Below are 17,225 nucleotides of genomic sequence, written 5' to 3'. Positions count from 1 at the left end.
GCGCCACCCAGTGGAAACCGAAGCAGGACTGGTGGAGGGCATACCCGGCCGCGACCACGCGCTCACCGTGTTCCGCGGCATCCCCTACGCGGCGCCCCCGGTAGGGGAGTTGCGCTGGCGCCCGCCCCAGCCCCCGCCGACCTGGCCGGGTGTGCGCACGGCCGACACGTTCGGCCCGATGTGCCCACAGACCCCGGGCGCCGAGATCGCCGGCATCGACCTCCCGATGAGCGAGGACTGCCTGAACCTCAACATTTGGACCGGTGCAACCTCCACCGAGGAGCGCCGCCCGGTCCTGGTCTGGATCCACGGCGGCGGCTTCCGCGTCGGCACCGGAGCGAGCCCCCGCTACGACGGCGAGGCCCTCGCCCGCAAAGGACTCGTCGTCGTCACCTTCAACTACCGCCTGGGCGCCTTCGGTTTCCTCGCCACCCCCGAACTCAGCGCCGAGTCCGGCCACCACGCCTCCGGCAACTACGGCCTCCTCGACTGCATAGCCGCCCTGCGCTGGGTCCGGGACAACATCACCAACTTCGGCGGCGACCCCGACCGCGTGACCATCGCCGGACAGTCGGCCGGCGCCGGGGCGGTCAACTTCCTGGCCATGTCCCCCCTCGCCCACGGCCTCTTCCACCGCGCCGTCGCCCAGAGCCACGCCCGCCACGCGCGCGACCCCGAACTCCGGTACCTGGCAACGTCGTACCGCACCCTGCCCGACGCGGAGAGTGCGGGCGCACGATACGCCGAGGAGCGCGGCGGGCCCCCGCTCGCGCGGCTGCGGTCGCTGCCCTGGCAGAAGCTCGTCGACGGGGACGCGGCCGTCGACTCCCTGGTCGAGACCGGTAGTTCGGCGAAGCCGCCGCTGTTCCGGCCCGTCGTCGACGGCTGGGTGCTCCCCGCCGGCTACGACGAGACGTACGCCAAAGGCCTTCAGAACAACGTGAGTTACCTCGCAGGCAGCAACCGCGACGAGAGCGGAGCCGTCCCCGAGAGCACCTTCGCCGCCTACCGCACGGCCGGCAGGAAGGCCTGGCGGCCGGGTATGCCACCCGTCCACGTCACCCTCGACGACTACGAGGCCGCGGCCCGCCGCAAGTTCGGTGAGATGGCCGACGAGTTCCTGCGGCTGTACCCGGCGGCCGACGACGACGCAGCGGGCCGGGCCCACAGCGCGGCCGTACGCGACAACGCCCGCATTTCCACGTTCTTTTGGGGCACGGACTGGACCCGGCACGCGGACCGGCCGGTCTACACGTACTTCTGGACCCACCGCTCCCCGGCGCGCGGGCAGGACCCGCGGCGCGCCTCGCACAGCTCCGAGATCGACTTCGTCCTCGACAACCTCGACCAGGACGACGCCGACTGGACCGCCGAGGACCGGGCCGTCGCGGCGACCATGTCCGGCTACTGGGCCAACTTCGCCGCCACCGGCGACCCCAACGGGCCCGGTCTGCCCAACTGGCCGCCGTACGCACCGGATTCGGCGACGGTCATGCAGGTCGGCGAGGACTTTGGACCGGTCCCGATCGCGGGGCCCGCCCGGTTCGACTTCTGGAAGCGCTTCTTCCGTACGCAGCAGGCATGGTGACAGGAGACCTCATGAGACTACGCACCGCGGACACCCGTACCGCCGTCGTGCTGGCGGCGACCATGGCGCTCGGCACGGCCCTGCTGACCGCGTGCGGCGGCGACTCCTCGGCGAGCGCCGACGGACTCACCACCGTGACGGTCGGCACCGGCGGCAACATCTTCGACCTGCCCCTCAAAGTGGCCGACGCCAACGGCTATTTCCGCGAGCAGGGCCTCAAGATCAAGTACGTGACACTGACCGCCGCGACCGGACCCTCGGCCCTCCAGGCGGGCTCCGTGCAGTTCCTCCACGACAGCCCGACCGGGTTCGTGACCGCGCTCTCCAAGGGCCTCCCGGAGACCGCGCTCGCCGCCGACGGGCTCGGCAACCCGCTCGGGCTCGTCGTCAGCAAGAAGTTCGCCCAGGACCACGACCTGACCGCCGCCACCCCGGCCGCCGACGTGGCCGAGGCCCTGGCCGACTCCACCGCGGGCGCCAGCTCGGCCAACACCAAGGCCGAGGCCGGGATCTTCCTCAAGTCCCACGGCGTCGACCCCACCAAGCTGAAGTGGGTGTCGCTGCCCAGCCCCGCCGCCGACAGGGCCGCGCTCAACAACCACGAGATCGACTGGTTCGTCACCTCCGAACCACTGCCCCTCCAGATCGCGGACTCCGGCGACGGCATCGTCGTAGCAACGCCGTTGACTGTGCCCGAATGGGACGCCACGCACTCCGGATACAGCCAGTTCGTGGTGGCCCAGAAGAGCTACGCGAGCGGGCACGCCGACATCGCGAGGAAGTTCGTCACGGCCGTCCAGCAGGGCACCGCCTACATGCGGACCCACCTCGCCGACAAGCAGGACAAGACTGTGCTGGCCGTCGCTCAGAAGGCGCTTCCCGGCGTACCGGCCAAGGTCCTCGAAGGCAGCCTCGAACAGGTCGACTGGCCGGCCAAGTCCTCGATGGACGCGGCGACTTGGCACACGACGACCGCCTTCATCGACGCGATAGGCACGCTCCCCGACGGAGCCAAGGTCACCACGAGCGACTGGACCAACAAGTACCTGCCATGACACGGCCGGCGCGAGAGCGGAAGGAGCAGACGATGGCGACTGCCACCGACACCCCCGAGAGCACGACCGAGGTCGCGGTCGCGACCGAACGGCGCCGCAGGAACAACGACCGCTGGCGCGACACCGCCACCGTGGTGGCCCTGCGCCTCGCGGTGATCGCGCTCTGCCTGGTCCTCTGGCAGGTGATGAGTGGACCGGTCCTACCGGAGTACGCGGTCAGCAAGCCGACCGACGTGTCGCACGCCCTGGGGAAACTGCTCGGCTCCTCCTCCGGGTGGACCGACATCAGGGTGACGTCGATCGAGGTGGCCGCCGGATTCGCCATCGGCGTGGTCCTCGGCACGGTGATGGGCCTCCTCCTGGGTTCCTTCCCGCTCGCCGGCCGGGTCCTCGAACCCCTGGTCGCCGCCGTCAACGGCATCCCCAAGATCGCCCTCGCCCCGCTCTTCCTGCTGTTCTTCGGCATCGGTCCCTGGTCGAAGATCAACATCGCTGTCACGGGCGTGTCCTTCGTCGTCTTCTACAACGTCTACCTCGGCCTGCGGCTGCGCGAGCGCGAACTCGTCGAGATCGTCCAGGTGATGGGCGGCCGCCGCCACCACGTCCTCGGCTACGTCACGATCCCCACCCTCGCCGCCCCCTTCTTCGCCGCCCTCAAGACCGGCGGCCCCCTCGCGATCCTCGGCGTCATCGGCGGCGAGTTCATCGCCTCCTCCGAAGGCGTCGGCCACGAACTCTTCACCTCGGCCATGAACCTCGACGCCGCGACCGAGTTCGCCGGCCTGATCGTCCTGGTGGTGATGACCCTGATCCTCAACGGCCTGTTGAGCTGGCTCGACAAGTACGCGCTGAAGCGGCTGGGACTCGGTCCAAGGAGGGCGACCGAGCGACGCACCGGTTGACCGCCGGCCCACGACATCCCTGCTCAACGCGGGTTTCCCACGCGTCCCTCCGACGGGCAACAGGAAACCCGTCGACCCCGCGACTCCCCCGGGACAGGCTGATCCCGTCAGTACGAAGCACCGCCTGCGACGACGCAGGAGACCCACTAGGGGGAAACATGCGCACGATGTTCCGCGCCGCCGCCACGTTCGCGACCGCCGCCACCGCTCTGGTCGCGATGAGCGGGGCGGCCCAGGCGAAGCCCGCCGACGAGACGCCCTGGGACGGGTGCCCGTCCGGGGCGGTCTGCATCTACGGCGAGGGAGTGGTCCCGGCGAACAACCCGCACCCGACCAACGTGTACTACAGCTACGGCGCCCACAACCTCAGCAACCAGTTCGGCCAGCACTGGATCCTCAACAACCAGACCGGCGGCGCGTCCGCGAGCCTGTGCAACGGGTCCAACGGCACGAACTGCACCACGACGATCGCCCAGGACAACGGCCTCCGCGTCGACTTCACGCCCATCAACTCCATCACCCTCAACAGGCCGTAGCGGGAACCTTCGCCACGGGGGAGCACCGCCGGGACCGGTCCACACCGGTCCCGGCGGTTCCGTTCTCGCCACTCCGGGTGAAACGCTTGGCTCCCTGTCCGACTCCCGCAGTAACCTGGGCATCCGCCGTCCCACGATCCGGACAGGCCAGTGCCAGGGGGATGCCTTGGGGGATCAGCAGTACGACGACGCGGGCGTGGACCGGTCCGACCAGCCGGGAAGCACCGCACAGGCCACGCCGTCCTTTCCCGCACAGCTGAGACGGCTGCGCCGGGAGCGCGGACTGTCACTGGCCGATCTCGCACGTCAGACGCACTACAGCAAGGGCTATCTCAGCAAGATCGAGACCGGCGTCAAGCGGGCGACCGTCGACGTGGCCCGCCAGTGCGACCACATCCTGGGCGCCGACGGCGAGTTGCTCCGGCTGGTGCGCGAGGCCGGCCCGGCGGAGCGCGGCGCGGGGTCGGCCACCGACACCGGTACGCCCGCCTGTCCGTATCGCGGACTGTCGGCGTTCACCCCGCAGGACGCGGCCTGGTTCTTCGGCCGCGAGCGGGCCACGGCCGCGCTCGTCGAGCGGGTCTTCCAACGCGTCGGCGGCGGACCGCTGTTGCTCGTCGCCCCCTCCGGCGCCGGTAAGTCCTCGCTCCTGAATGCCGGTCTCGTCCCCGCGTTACGCCGCTCCGGCGGCTTTCCGATGCCCGGCGCCGAGCGCTGGCCCGTCGTCGCGCTCACGCCCACCGCCCATCCGCTGGACGAACTCCTCGAACGTACGGCGAAGGTCCTCGGCAGCGATCTCGACCTCACCGCACGGCAGTTGGCCGCCCGCCCCGAGGCGCTGCTGGAAGCGGTCCGCGCCCGCTCGGAGGGCGCCCCGCCCGGCGCGGACGGCCGCCGCCCGCCACCGGTCCGGCCGGTGCTGCTGGTCGACCAGTTCGAGGAACTGTTCACGCTCTGCTCCGACGAGAGCGAGCGACGGGCCTTCGTACGGGTCCTGTGGGCGCTGTCCACGGGCCCGGACCCCGCCGTCGTCGTGCTGGGCGTCCGCGCCGACTTCACCGGCCGCTGCCTCGAACTCCCGGAACTGGCACCGGTGTTCACCGACGGACTGTTCGTCCTGCTCCCCATGTCCGTGACGGAACTGCGCGCATCCATCACCCGGCCCGCCGAACTCGCCGGCGTCACCCTCGAACCCGGCCTGGTCCCTCTCCTCCTGCGCGACGCCGGACTGCGCGACGAACCGGGCACCGTGGACCGTTCCAACACCCCCGACGACACCCCGTCCGGCGCCCTGCCCCTCGTCTCGCACGCCCTCCTCGCCACCTGGCAGCAGCGCGAGGGCACCACCCTCACCGTCGCCGGGTACGAGCGCACCGGCGGCATCCAGGGCGCCATCGCCCGCACCGCCGAGACCGTGTTCGCCCAGCTGTACCCGGCCGAGCAGAAGACCATCCGGCGCGTCCTGTCCCGGCTCGTCCACGTCTCCGACGAGGGGACCGTCGCGACCCGGCGCCGCGCCGGCCGCAGCGCCCTGATGGAACAACTCGCCGACGCGGACGCCGCGTCGGCCGCCCTCGACGTCTTCGTGCGGGCCCGGCTGATCACCGTGGACCGGGACACCGTCGAGATCACCCACGAGGCCCTGCTGCACGCCTGGCCCCGGCTGCGCGACTGGATCCACGCCGACCGTGCCGGACTCCTCATCCACCAGCAACTCGCCCACGCCGCCGCCGAATGGGAGCGCGAGGACCGCGACCCGTCCGCCCTCTACCGAGGCACCCGTCTCGACACGGTCCGCGCCTGGGCCGACGAACTCGACGGCCGCAGCCGCCTCGGCCCCCGCGAGGAGGCCTTCCTCAAGGCCAGCCAGGCGGAGGAGGACACTCGTCAGCATCTGGCGAGACGTCAGATCCGGTTCCGTCAGGCCCTGTTCGCGACCCTGGCCGTCCTGCTCGGCCTCGCGGTGACCGCCGGCGGTCTCGCCTACCAGCAACGCGCGAGCGCCCTCGACCAGGAACGCGTCGCCCGTTCCCAGGCCCTCGCCGTGCAGTCCACCTCCCTGGCCGGCAGCCAGCCCGAGGCCTCGATGCTCCTCGCCGAGGAGGCCTACCGCGCCGACCACACCCCCGAGGCCCGCGGCGCCCTCCTCAGCACCCAGGCCCAGGCCTTCTCCGCCCGCCTCGTAGGCCGGCACGGCCCGGTCAACGCGGTCGCCTTCGCACCTAACGGCAAGCTCCTCGCGACGGCCGGCGCGTACGGCACCGTACAACTGCGCCGCACCACAGATCACCGTACGACCGCCACGCTCACCCTCCCCGGACGGGTCCGGTCGGTCGGCTTCAGCCCCGACGGGGCCGCCCTCGCGGCGACGTCCAGCGACGGGTCGGTACGGATCTGGGGCACCGCCGACCACCGGGTGCGGGCCCTGCTGCCCGCGAGCACCAACGGCGCCCGCGCTCTCGCCTTCGACCCTCGCGGCCGTACCCTCGCGGTCGCCGGTGAGGATGGAACGGTCCAACTCTGGGACATCGTCGGCGACAGGCCGACCGAGATGCGGCTCGTCGGACACATCGGCCGGGTCAACACGCTGGCCTACGCCCCGGACGGCAGGACCCTGGCGTCGGGCGGCTCCGACCGGACCGTACGCCTGTGGGACACCGACCGGGAACGGTCCCTCGCCGTACTCAAGGGGCACACCGACGAAGTGCTCGGGGTGGCGTTCGCGCCGGACGGGCGGAGCGTGGCCTCCGGGGGCGTGGACCGGACCGTACGCCTGTGGGACGTGGCCTCGCACCGGGCCACGGCGACGCTCACCGGACACAGCGACGACGTCAACGCGGTCGCCTACACGCCCGACGGCGGCACGGTCGTCAGCGCGGGCGGCGATGGTACGACCCGCCTGTGGGACGTGCGCACCGGGCGGCCGGCCGCGATCCTCGCCGGGCACACCGACTACGTGATGTCCGTCGCCGTGAACTCCACCGGCACGACCCTCGCCACCGGCGGCTTCGACCAGTCGGTGGTGCTGTGGGACCTGCGTGGACCGGTCCTGACGGCCCGTCCGTTCACCGAGGTCTCGCAGGCCGCGTACAGCCCGGACGGGAGACTCCTCGCGACCGCCGACGCGGACCACACCGTACGGCTGTGGGACGTGGCCCGGCACCGGGTCGTGACGACGTTCACCGGCCACCGCGAGAGCGTGTTCTCGGTGGCGTTCTCCCCGGACGGGCGGACCCTCGCGTCGGCGGGCTCGGACGGCACGATCCGGCTGTGGGACGTCCGCTCGCACCGCGCGGTCGCGACCCTCACCGGCCACACCGGGGACGTCTTCTCGGTCGCGTTCGCGCCCGACGGACGCACCCTCGCCTCCGCGGGCGCCGACCGCACGGTCCGCGTGTGGGACGTCCGGGACCACCGTCAACTCGCCGTTCTCAACGGCCACTTGGACTCCGCCAACGACGTCACCTACAGCCCCGACGGCCGCACCCTCGCCAGCGCGGGCGACGACCTGACCGTCCGCCTCTGGGACACGGCGACCCACCGCCCGCTCGCCACCCTCACCGGCCACACGGGCGCGGTGCGGGGCGTGGCCTTCAGCCCCGACGGACGGACCCTGGCGAGCAGCAGCAACGACGGCACCGTCCGCCTGTGGGACGTCCGCCACCGCCGCTTCGAGGCAGCCCTCACCGGCCACACCGGATCCGTGCGCGGCCTCGCCTTCTCACCGGACGGCCACCTCCTCGCGAGCAGCGGCAGCGACCGTACGGTACGGCTCTGGGACGTGGCCGGGCGGCGTCCGTGGGCCACCCTCACCGGGCACACGAACGCGGTGTGGGGCGTCGCGTTCGCGCCCGACGGCGGGACCCTCGCGAGCAGCAGCAACGACGGGACCGTACGACTGTGGGACCTCGACCTCGGCGACCGGCTCACCCGAATCTGCCGTCTGCGGAAGGCGATCGGTCCCGAGGAGCGCAAGACGCTGATGCCGGGACTGCCCGTGTCGTTCACCCCCGCGTGTGTGAAGCCCTGACCTCGGAGGGCCAAGTGCCCCTGGTGGGAGGGGGTTTCCCCAGGGTTTCCCGTTGCCCTTCGGGGTGGGGTGACGCCGGGTCCTCGACCGGCCGGGCCGGCGTCGGCAGGCTGGTGCACGACCAGTCACCGACCACAGAGAACGGGGGTCCCGGCATGCTCCGGCGGACCGGAATCATCGGCACACTCATCGGACTCTTCGCCTTCCTGCTCTGGGCACCGGCGGCCGTTGCCGCCCCGGCCGCGAGCAGCTGCGGTGTCCTCGCACCCGGCGCCTCGGCCGCCGCCCAGAGCGCGATCGCCGCGGCCTGCGCCCAGGTCGACGCGGGCACCTGGTACACGTGGGGCGGCGGCCACGGTGCGCAACCCGGCGCCACCTACGGCCAGGTCGACCCCACCGACCCGGCCAGCAACCAGGACCCCGAGCGGCTCGGCTTCGACTGCTCGGGTCTCGTCCGCTACGCCTACGCGCGGGCCGCCGGCTCCGACATCCTCAACGGTGATGCGAGCCAGCAGTACTACACCACCCGCGCAGCCGCCCGTTTCACCGCCGCCCAGGGCCTCGCCCCGCTGCTCCCCGGCGACCTGCTGGCCTACGGCGACTCGGCTGACCTGCACCACATCGCGATCTACCTCGGCGCGGGCAAGATGGTCGAGGCCAAGCAGTCCGGCACGCATCTGATGGTCAGTGATGTCCGCCTGAGCCCCGACTACTTCGGGGCCGTCCGCGTCAACACCGGTGCGGTGACCGGGCATGTCTTCCAGACCTGGGGCACCGGCGTCTGGACGAAGACCGCACCCTCGGTCGGCGCGACGCGCGTCTACGCCTTCCCCGATGCGACCAGCATCCGCGTCGAGTGCCAGAAGCACGCGGAGACCGTCACCGCGGACGGCTACACCAACGACGCCTGGGCCTACCTGCCCGACTACAAGGCATGGATGACCAACATCTACATCCAGGGCCCGGCCTGGCTGGACGGCGTCCCCACCTGCACCTGACCCGCACCCGATAAATCCCGTGCTCCACACCCCGGGCTTCCCTACACTCGCCACATCCGTTGACGAGTGAGGGGAGCCCGGCCGTGCGTTACAGCACCGCTGTCGTCGTTCCCCGCTCCCGGTACGAGGTGATCCTCGTGTCTTCGGCCGTCCGGTGCCCGCTGCGCGGCCGGTACCGGATGCCCGTGACGTGACAGCCTTTTGACGCTCCGTCAATTCACCTCTCCCGCACGGGAATTGCGCCGCCCTGCACGGAAATCACTTTCGAAAGGCCACGGGCCGTGCGCACCGAACGCCCTCTCGCCACCCCGCTCTCCGCCGTCCGCAACCTGGGCATCCTCGCCCACGTCGACGCCGGCAAGACCACCGTCACCGAGCGGTTCCTCTACCTCACCGGCACCACCCACAAGCGCGGTGAGGTCCACGACGGCACGACCGTCACCGACTTCGACCCCCAGGAGCGCGACCGTGGGATCACCATCTTCGCCGCGGCCGTCACCTGCGCCTGGAGCGGCCACCGGATCAACCTGATCGACACCCCGGGCCATGTCGACTTCGCCGACGAGGTGGAACGGTCCCTGCGCGTCCTCGACGGCGCGATCGCCGTGTTCGACGCCGTCGCGGGCGTGGAACCGCAGAGCGAGTCGGTGTGGCGCCAGGCCGACCGGTACGGCGTCCCGCGCATCGCCTTCGTCAACAAGCTGGACCGCGCGGGCGCCGACCTTGACGCGGCCGTCGCCTCCATCCGCGAACGGCTCCATCCGGCGCCGCTGGTGGTGCAGTTGCCCATCGGCACGGAGGACGGCTTCACCGGCGTCGTCGATCTGCTGCGGATGCGTGCCCTGGTGTGGACCGACGGCAGCGACACGGCGGCGGAAGTCCCGGTCCCGGAAGGCCTGTTGGAGGAGGCGCGGCGGCGCAGACGGCTGTTGGAGGAGGCGGTGGCGGAGCTGCACGCGGGTGCGCTGGAGGAGTTCTACGCCGGATCACCCCTGTCCGCCGAGACCCTCGCCGCGGCCCTGCGCGACCTCACCCGCACCGGCGACGGCGTGGTCGTCCTGTGCGGCTCGGCCTACCGCAACCGTGGTGTCGAGCCGCTGCTGGACGCCGTGGTGGCGTATCTGCCGTCGCCGTCGGACGTTCCGCCGGTGCGGGGAACGGACGACGCCGGGGCCGAACGGGAGCGCGCTGCGGATCCCCAACTCCCCTTCTCCGCACTGGCGTTCAAGGTGAGTGCGACCGCGACCGGGAGGCTGACGTATCTGCGGATCTATTCGGGCACGATCGAGAAGGGAGACACCGTGTGGGACCCGGGCGCACGGCGCACCGAGCGGATCGGGCGCATCCTGCGGGTGCAGGCCGACCGGCACGAACGCCTGGACCGGGCGGTCGCCGGGGACATCGTCGCAGTGGTCGGACTGAAGTCCGCCCGCGCCGGCTCGACCCTGTGCGCGCCGGACGCCCCGCTTGTCCTCGAACCACCCGCGGTCGCCGACCCGGTGGTGTCCGTGGCGGTCGAGGCACGCAGGAGCACCGACACCGACCGACTTGCCTCGGCACTGGCCCGACTGGCCGAGGAGGACCCGTCGTTGGTCGTCCGCACGGACGCCGAGACCGGCCAGACGGTCCTGTCCGGCATGGGCGAACTGCACCTGGAGGTCGCGGTGGAGAAGATCCGCCGGGCCACGGGTGTGGAGGTCAACGTCGGCCGCCCCAGGGTCGCTTACCGCGAGACGGTCGTGCGCGGAGTGACCGGCCGGGTCTACCGGCACGTCAAACAGGACGGAGGATCAGGCCAGTTCGCGCACGTGGTGCTCGACGTCGAACCGCTGGAGGGCCTCGGCTTCGAGTTCCGCTCGGCGGTCGTCGGCGGGCGGGTCCCGCAGGAGTACGTCCGCTCGGTGGAGGCCGGGTGCCGTGACGCCCTCACCCAAGGGCCGATCGGCGGCTTCCCGATGACCGGGCTGCGCGTCACGCTGACCGACGGGGCGACCCACGTGAAGGACTCCTCGGAGACGGCGTTCCGCACGGCCGGCCGCCTCGGCCTGCGCGAAGCCCTGCGCGCCTGCACGACGGTCCTCCTCGAACCGGTCGTCGAGGTCACCGTCACCGTGCCCGAGGACGCGGTCGGCGGAGTGCTCGGCGACCTGGCAGCCCGCCGCGGCCGCGTCACCGGCTCGACGACCCGCACGGGTTCGGCGATCGTCACGGCGACCGTGCCGCTGGCCGAACTCTTCGGCTACGCAACGAGGTTGCGCAGCCGGACCCAGGGCCGGGGCACGTTCACAGCCCGGCCGACGGGGTACGCGCCCGCGCCGGGTGCGGTGGTGGCCCGATAGCGGCACATGGGCGGGAGGCGTCTCGGCGCGGGACGCCTTCCGTCGCCGGTCCTGGCGGAGTCGGGCCGAGGATTAGGGGTTGGCGAAACGTGTGCGGGTGGGCGTAACTCGTCTGCTGTGCAGGCCGGTTGCGCGGCCGGACGCGGGGTCGGTGAACTCGGCGCGGGACCCCTCTCGTCGGCAGTCGCGGGAGGATCTGGCTGGGGGCGGATACGCGTGCCCGTAGGCATAACTCGCCTGCCGCGTGGGGCGGTTGCGCGCTCGGACGCAGGGTGGGGGCCTCGGTGCGGGCTCGTCCCGTCGCCGGCCGTGAGGAAGCGTCCTAGGGCGATGCGGGTCCGTAGGTCGAACTCGCCCGCTGTGCACGGCGGTTGAACAGCCGGACGGGGGGCGTCGTCGGCGTGACGTCTGCCATTGCCAACGCTCGGTCAGTGAGCGGGAGTTGTCCGCCGATCGCGGAGATCACGCCCCAGGTGTGACGGTGGCGGGTGCGGACCGAAGGGGGAGCTTCGGCCCGCACCCGCCACGTACTCAGGGACTCCGGAGTCTCAGGGACTCCCGGGGTCTAGGGGTACGAGGTCACCGTGGACGGCACGGTCGAGGTGCCCGAGGTCGGCGAGCCCGTCTCGTTGATGACGCGCTCGTACTGGCCCTGGCCGCCGAGCGAGACGACCAGCAGGTCGTGGAACTTCACGCCCGAACGGTTCGGCGCCGCGAAGCCGTTGTGCTGCACGATCGTCGGGGCGACGTTGTAGTAGCAGTAGCTGCCGAGACCCCAGCCCTCGTGCACGGTCACGTTGTCGGCGACCTTGTACGCGGCGTACCCCTTGATCGAGCCGTTCTGGATGGCCGCCTGGTTCGGGGCGTCGTACGCCTTCTCGTTCTGGAAGAAGATCGTGCGGCCCCGCTCGCCGTTCCACTGGACGTCGTACTTGTTGAAGTGCTCGACGAACAGTCCGGTGGCCAGTACGTCGGCGCCGTTGACGACGAGGCCGTAGTCGGCGCGGTTGGTGTCCCAGCCGATGCCCGTGCCGTGGTCGGCGCGCCAGAGCCAGGTGTGGTCGACGATGGTGTGGCGGTTGTTGATGACCATGCTGGTGGTGGCTTTGCCGGCGCCCGCGCCGCCGATGCGGACGAACACGTCCTGGACGGTGGTGGGGTTGGCGGAGTGGTCGGTCGTTGTGCCTGACGGTCCAACTTCCAGCAAGGAGTTGGAGTTGACGGTGCCGGCGTCGATGAGGAATCCGGCGAGCCGTACGCCGTCGACGTCGGCGGTCTTGAGGGCCGTAACTCCGTTGTCGGGGACGAGCGTTGCGTAACCCAGGCCCAGGACAACGGTGTTGGCGCGGTTCACCTGGATCGGCTGGTCCAGGTGGTAGATCCCCGGGGTCAGCAGGAGGTGAAGTCCCTGTGTGAGCGCCTGGTTGAGGGTGGCCGCCGTGACGCCCGGCTTCGCGACGTAGAACTGAGAGAGGGACAGCGAGGTGCCGCGCGGTGTGCCGTTGCCCCAGGTCACCCCGCTCGCGTTGGTGCGCTTCTCGGGGAGGAAGACGCGGTACTCGGTGCCGTTCAGGTACAGGAAGGGCTTCTCGCGGGAGACCGGTGTCGTGGCCAGCGTGGTGTACACCGGGTTCGGGAAGCCCTGTGCCGGTGCGCCCTGCACGCCTGAGAACACCATGTTCCAGACGCCGTTGAGCCAGCTGCCGATCGCGCTGTCGCGGGTGTACCACTGCTGCTGCGAGTACGGCTGGACCTGGCCGTCGATCCGGCTGTCGGCGATGTAGCCGCCGCTGGCCCAACCGTAGCCGTTCGGGGAGAGGTTGAGGCTGCCGCGGACGTGCATCCGACGGAAGGGGGCCGCCTGAGCCACGGCCCACCTGTTCGTGCCACTGACCGGGGTGAGGGCGAGGTTCTCCGCCGAACGCCAGAAGTTCTGGGTGGCGTTGCCGTTGAACCAGCCGGCGTCGACCGTGATGTCACCGTTGATCGAGGTGTCGTCGGGAGACAGACCGAGCCCGGAGATCGAGGTGTAGAAGCCGAGTTGGGCGTTGAGCCCGTTGTACGTGCCCGGCTTGAACAGCAGTTGATAGCGGCCGGTGCCGAACTGGGCCGTCTCCTGCTGGGCGAAGATCTGGTCCAGCCTGGCCTGGATACCCGAGGTGGACGGGTCGAAGACGATGACATTCGGACCGAGGTCGCCGCCACCCGGCAGGGCGAGTGGCTTGTTCGCGGCGGGAGTGGCGGGGGTCGCGGGGGCGGCGGAAGCTGCGGAGGCGGTTGCGGGCAGCCCGGCCAGGGCGGACACCGCTGCGGCGGCACCGAGGACGGCTCTGCGGGGAACTGGGGACATAAGGCGGCTCTCCTTGTTCATGAAATGAACGCCGGTGGGGTTGGGAGCGCTCTCTCGCGGGGGAATGCTTCAGGTCCGTGAACACGGCCGTCAAGAGGTACGACCGAGTTCGACGAGTGGCGTCCAAACTCTTGACGCCTCTGGCTTCCGAGGTTTAACTCACGTCCTAAATTAAGTCGTGAGTGCATTCCCTGAAGGGACACCCGGAGTATGCGCAGCATCCGAGCCGCGGCCGTAGGCGCCGTCACCATGTCACTCGCCCTTGCGGCCACGGCCTGCGGAGGCGGTTCGTCCACGGGTGGGGGATCCAACGACTCGCCCAAGACGCTCACCTACTGGGCCTCCAACCAGGGCGCCAGCATCGCGATCGACAAGAAGGTCCTCCAGCCCGAGCTCGACAAGTTCAAGAAGCAGACCGGCATCACGGTGAAGCTGGAGGTCGTGCCCTGGTCCGACCTGCTCAACCGGATCCTCACGGCGACGACTTCCGGCCAGGGCCCCGACGTCCTGAACATCGGCAACACCTGGAGCGCCTCCCTCCAGGCCACCGGCGCCTTCCTCCCGTGGAGCGCGGCCAACTTCGCGAAGATCGGCGGCAAGGACCGCTTCGTCGACTCCGCGCTCGGCTCCACCGGCGCCACGGGCAAGGACCCGGCCGCCGTCCCGCTGTACTCGATGGCGTACGCGCTCTACTACAACAAGCAGATCTTCGCCGACGCAGGCATCGCCCAACCGCCCACCACCTGGGCCGAGTTGGTCGCCGACGGAAAGAAGATCGAGGCGAAGGGCAAGCAGGCGCTCGGCGCCGAGGGCGCCAACGTCTCCGAGAACATCCACCACGCCTTCGTCTTCGCCAAGCAGCACGGCGCCGACTTCTTCACCGCCGACGGCAAGGCCGACTTCACCAACGACGGTGTGGTGGCCGCGGTCAAGCAGTACGTCGACCTGATGGCCAAGGACAAGGTCATCCCGGTCGGCAACGCCGAGTACGCGCAGAACCAGTCCGTCAGCGACTTCGCCAAGGGCAAGACGGCGATGCTGATGTGGCAGTCGGCGTCCGCCAACCTCAAGTCCCAGGGCATGAGCGAGAGTTCGTACGGCATCGCACCGATCCCCGTGCAGTCCGGCACCCCGGGCACCGGCGCGCAGACCAACTCGATGGTGGCCGGCATCAACCTCGCCGTCTTCAAGAACACGAACAACTTGGACGGTTCCACCAAGTTCGTGAAGTTCCTGACGAGCGACGCCGAGCAGAAGATCCTCAACACGGCGTACAGCTCCATCCCGCCGGTGAAGACCGCGCAGGAGGACACCGCGTTCAACACCCCCGCGAACGCCGTCCTCAAGGACACCCTCGCCAAGAGCGCCGCCGCGCTCCCGCAGGTCGCCGACGAGTCCCAGTTCGAGACGGCGGTCGGCACGGCCGTCAAGGACCTGTTCGCCGACGCCGCCGCGGGACGCGCGGTGACGACCGCGTCGGTCAAGGCGGAGCTCGAAAAGGCTCAGCAGCAGATGCCTGCGAAGTGAGTGCGACTGTGACGAGCACTGTCACCCCGGAGGCCGCCGAGCGGAAGGACACGTCCGCCACGGTGGCCCCCGGGCCGCGCCGCCGCCGTACCGACCGGATCCGCCGGATCGGACTGCCGTATCTGCTGCTCCTGCCCGCCCTGTTCCTCGAACTCCTGGTCCACCTGGTGCCGATGGTCATCGGCATCGTCATGAGCTTCAAGGAGCTCACGCAGTTCTACATCCGCGACTGGGGCACCGCGCCCTGGTCCGGTTTCGGCAACTACAAGGTCTCGGTGGACTTCAGCGCCCCCGTCGGCAAGTCGCTCCTCCACTCCTTCTTCGTCACCGTCGTCTTCACCCTGCTGTCGGTCGCCTTCTGCTGGCTGCTCGGCACGGTCACCGCGATCTACATGCAGGACAACTTCCGCGGCCGGGGCCTGTTGAGAGCGCTCTTCCTGATCCCGTACGCGCTGCCGGTCTACGCGGCCGTCATCACCTGGGTCTTCATGTTCCAGCACGACAACGGCCTGGTGAACCACGTCCTGCACGACCAGCTGCACATCACCAGCAAGCCGTCGTTCTGGCTGATCGGCGACAACAGCTTCTACGCGCTGCTCATCGTGCACGTGTGGAAGGGCTGGCCCTTCGCCTTCCTCATCGTCATGGCCGGCCTTCAGAACATCCCCAAGGAGCTGTACGAGGCGGCGTCCATCGACGGCGCGGGCCGGTTGCAGCAGATCCGCCGCATCACCCTGCCGTCGCTGCGCCCGGTCAACCAGGTGCTGGTCCTGGTGCTGTTCCTGTGGACGTTCAACGACTTCAACACGCCGTACGTCCTGTTCGGCAGGTCCGCCCCCGAGGCCGCGGATCTCATCTCGGTGCACATCTACCAGGCCTCGTTCGTGACGTGGAACTTCGGCACCGGCTCGGCGATGTCGGTCCTGCTGCTCCTGTTCCTGCTCGTCGTCACCGGCGTGTACCTGGTGCTCACTTCACGCGGACGGAGGTCGGCCGATGTCTAGTTCCTCGCTCTCCAGGTCGCCGATGGCCCCGCCCCGCTCCTTCATCTGGTCGCGGCGGATCTTCCTCACCCTGCTGGCCGGCTTCGTCCTGGTGCCGGTGTACGTCATGCTCTCCAGCTCCCTGAAACCGCTCTCGGACGTCACGGGCAAGTTCCGCTGGCTGCCGAGCGGTCTCACGATCCGCCCCTACATCGACATCTGGTCGACGGTCCCGCTCGCGAAGTACTTCATGAACTCGCTGATCGTGTCCGTCGCCGCGACCCTCTGCTCGGTGGTGATCGCGGTCTTCGCCGCGTACGCCGTCAGCCGCTACGAGTTCCGCGGCAAGCGCGTCTTCACGGTCACCGTCCTGTCGACGCAGATGTTCCCGGGCATCCTCTTCCTCCTCCCGCTGTTCCTCCTCTACGTCAACATCGGCAACGCCACGGGCATCGCCCTGTTCGGCTCGCGCGGCGGCCTGATCCTGACGTATCTCACCTTCTCCCTGCCCTTCTCCATCTGGATGCTGATCGGCTACTTCGACTCCGTGCCGAGGGACTTGGACGAGGCCGCGCTGGTCGACGGCTGCGGTCCGCTCGGCGCACTGCTGCGCGTCGTCGTCCCGGCCGCGATCCCCGGCATCGTCGCGGTCGCCGTCTACGCCTTCATGACCGCGTGGGGAGAAGTCCTCTTCGCCTCCGTCATGACCAACGACTCGACCCGCACGCTCGCCGTCGGACTCCAGGGCTACTCCACGCTCAACGACGTGTACTGGAACCAGATCATGGCCGCCTCGCTGGTCGTCAGCGTGCCCGTGGTCGCCGGCTTCCTGCTGCTGCAGCGCTATCTCGTCGCCGGGCTGACGGCGGGCGCCGTCAAGTGACCGACCCGACCAACTCCGCTGACCGTAAAGGGAC

Annotated in this window: 11 protein-coding genes; 10 read left to right on the top strand and 1 reads right to left on the bottom strand. The window is 70.2% G+C overall.

The genetic code is table 11. The features are described 5' to 3' along the window. Nucleotides 1–10: 10 nt before the first annotated feature. The 7 genes from OG194_RS07485 (at nt 11) to fusA (ending at nt 11,448) form a co-directional block, all read left to right on the top strand. On the top strand, nt 11–1,588 hold the full coding sequence (locus OG194_RS07485) for a carboxylesterase/lipase family protein (RefSeq protein ID WP_327400059.1): 1,578 nt from the start codon (nt 11–13) through the stop codon (nt 1,586–1,588). Between the two features lie 11 nt (nt 1,589–1,599). After that, complete coding sequence (locus OG194_RS07480) at nt 1,600–2,643, top strand: ABC transporter substrate-binding protein (RefSeq protein WP_327400058.1); 1,044 nt, start codon at nt 1,600–1,602, stop codon at nt 2,641–2,643. 32 nt (nt 2,644–2,675) lie between these two features. Further along, nucleotides 2,676–3,545: an ABC transporter permease gene (locus tag OG194_RS07475; protein ID WP_327400057.1), complete on the top strand. Its 870-nt coding sequence runs from the start codon at nt 2,676–2,678 to the stop codon at nt 3,543–3,545. 158 nt (nt 3,546–3,703) lie between these two features. Beyond that, nucleotides 3,704–4,081 carry a hypothetical protein gene (locus tag OG194_RS07470; RefSeq protein WP_327400056.1) on the top strand — a complete coding sequence of 126 codons (378 nt, stop codon included), beginning with the start codon at nt 3,704–3,706 and terminating at the stop codon, nt 4,079–4,081. A gap of 166 nt (nt 4,082–4,247) precedes the next feature. Next, nucleotides 4,248–8,111 (top strand): nSTAND1 domain-containing NTPase, encoded by a 3,864-nt coding sequence (locus OG194_RS07465; RefSeq protein ID WP_442811506.1) that lies wholly within the window; start codon nt 4,248–4,250, stop codon nt 8,109–8,111. 155 nt (nt 8,112–8,266) lie between these two features. After that, on the top strand, nt 8,267–9,109 hold the full coding sequence (locus OG194_RS07460) for an NlpC/P60 family protein (RefSeq protein WP_327400055.1): 843 nt from the start codon (nt 8,267–8,269) through the stop codon (nt 9,107–9,109). Between the two features lie 281 nt (nt 9,110–9,390). Further along, the gene (gene fusA / locus OG194_RS07455; RefSeq protein WP_327400054.1) at nt 9,391–11,448 is read left to right on the top strand and encodes an elongation factor G; all 2,058 of its coding nucleotides are present in this window, start codon (nt 9,391–9,393) and stop codon (nt 11,446–11,448) included. Between the two features lie 565 nt (nt 11,449–12,013). Here fusA and OG194_RS07450 read toward each other — a convergent pair. After that, nucleotides 12,014–13,798 carry a coagulation factor 5/8 type domain-containing protein gene (locus OG194_RS07450; protein WP_327400053.1) on the bottom strand — a complete coding sequence of 595 codons (1,785 nt, stop codon included), beginning with the start codon at nt 13,796–13,798 and terminating at the stop codon, nt 12,014–12,016. 210 nt (nt 13,799–14,008) lie between these two features. On the opposite strand from OG194_RS07450, the gene OG194_RS07445 reads away from it, so the two are divergent. Genes OG194_RS07445 through OG194_RS07435 form a run of 3 tightly spaced genes read left to right on the top strand, consistent with a single transcriptional unit; the run spans nt 14,009 to nt 17,191 of the window. Further along, complete coding sequence (locus OG194_RS07445) at nt 14,009–15,325, top strand: ABC transporter substrate-binding protein (RefSeq protein WP_327400052.1); 1,317 nt, start codon at nt 14,009–14,011, stop codon at nt 15,323–15,325. An 8-nt stretch (nt 15,326–15,333) separates the two neighbouring features. Next, nucleotides 15,334–16,329 (top strand): carbohydrate ABC transporter permease, encoded by a 996-nt coding sequence (locus tag OG194_RS07440; RefSeq protein WP_327400051.1) that lies wholly within the window; start codon nt 15,334–15,336, stop codon nt 16,327–16,329. Further along, a complete protein-coding gene (locus tag OG194_RS07435; RefSeq protein WP_327400050.1) occupies nt 16,322–17,191 on the top strand; it encodes a carbohydrate ABC transporter permease in 870 nt (289 codons plus the stop codon). The genes OG194_RS07440 and OG194_RS07435 overlap by 8 nt, the downstream gene beginning before the upstream one ends. Nucleotides 17,192–17,225 lie beyond the last annotated feature (34 nt).

Source organism: Streptomyces sp. NBC_01288 (assembly GCF_035982055.1).
In the GTDB taxonomy this organism is placed as follows: domain Bacteria; phylum Actinomycetota; class Actinomycetes; order Streptomycetales; family Streptomycetaceae; genus Streptomyces.
The sequence above is the reverse complement of the archived record's forward strand: the minus strand, read 5'-3'. Positions and strand labels throughout refer to the sequence as shown.

Bases quoted from the DNA above. Each gene is read 5' to 3' on its own strand.
- OG194_RS07460 (WP_327400055.1), top strand. From the start codon at position 8,267: ATGCTCCGGCGGACCGGAATCATCGGCACACTCATCGGACTCTTCGCC.
- OG194_RS07450 (WP_327400053.1), bottom strand. From the start codon at position 13,798: ATGTCCCCAGTTCCCCGCAGAGCCGTCCTCGGTGCCGCCGCAGCGGTG.
- OG194_RS07480 (WP_327400058.1), top strand. From the start codon at position 1,600: ATGAGACTACGCACCGCGGACACCCGTACCGCCGTCGTGCTGGCGGCG.
- OG194_RS07475 (WP_327400057.1), top strand. From the start codon at position 2,676: ATGGCGACTGCCACCGACACCCCCGAGAGCACGACCGAGGTCGCGGTC.
- OG194_RS07445 (WP_327400052.1), top strand. From the start codon at position 14,009: ATGCGCAGCATCCGAGCCGCGGCCGTAGGCGCCGTCACCATGTCACTC.
- OG194_RS07470 (WP_327400056.1), top strand. From the start codon at position 3,704: ATGCGCACGATGTTCCGCGCCGCCGCCACGTTCGCGACCGCCGCCACC.
- OG194_RS07435 (WP_327400050.1), top strand. From the start codon at position 16,322: ATGTCTAGTTCCTCGCTCTCCAGGTCGCCGATGGCCCCGCCCCGCTCC.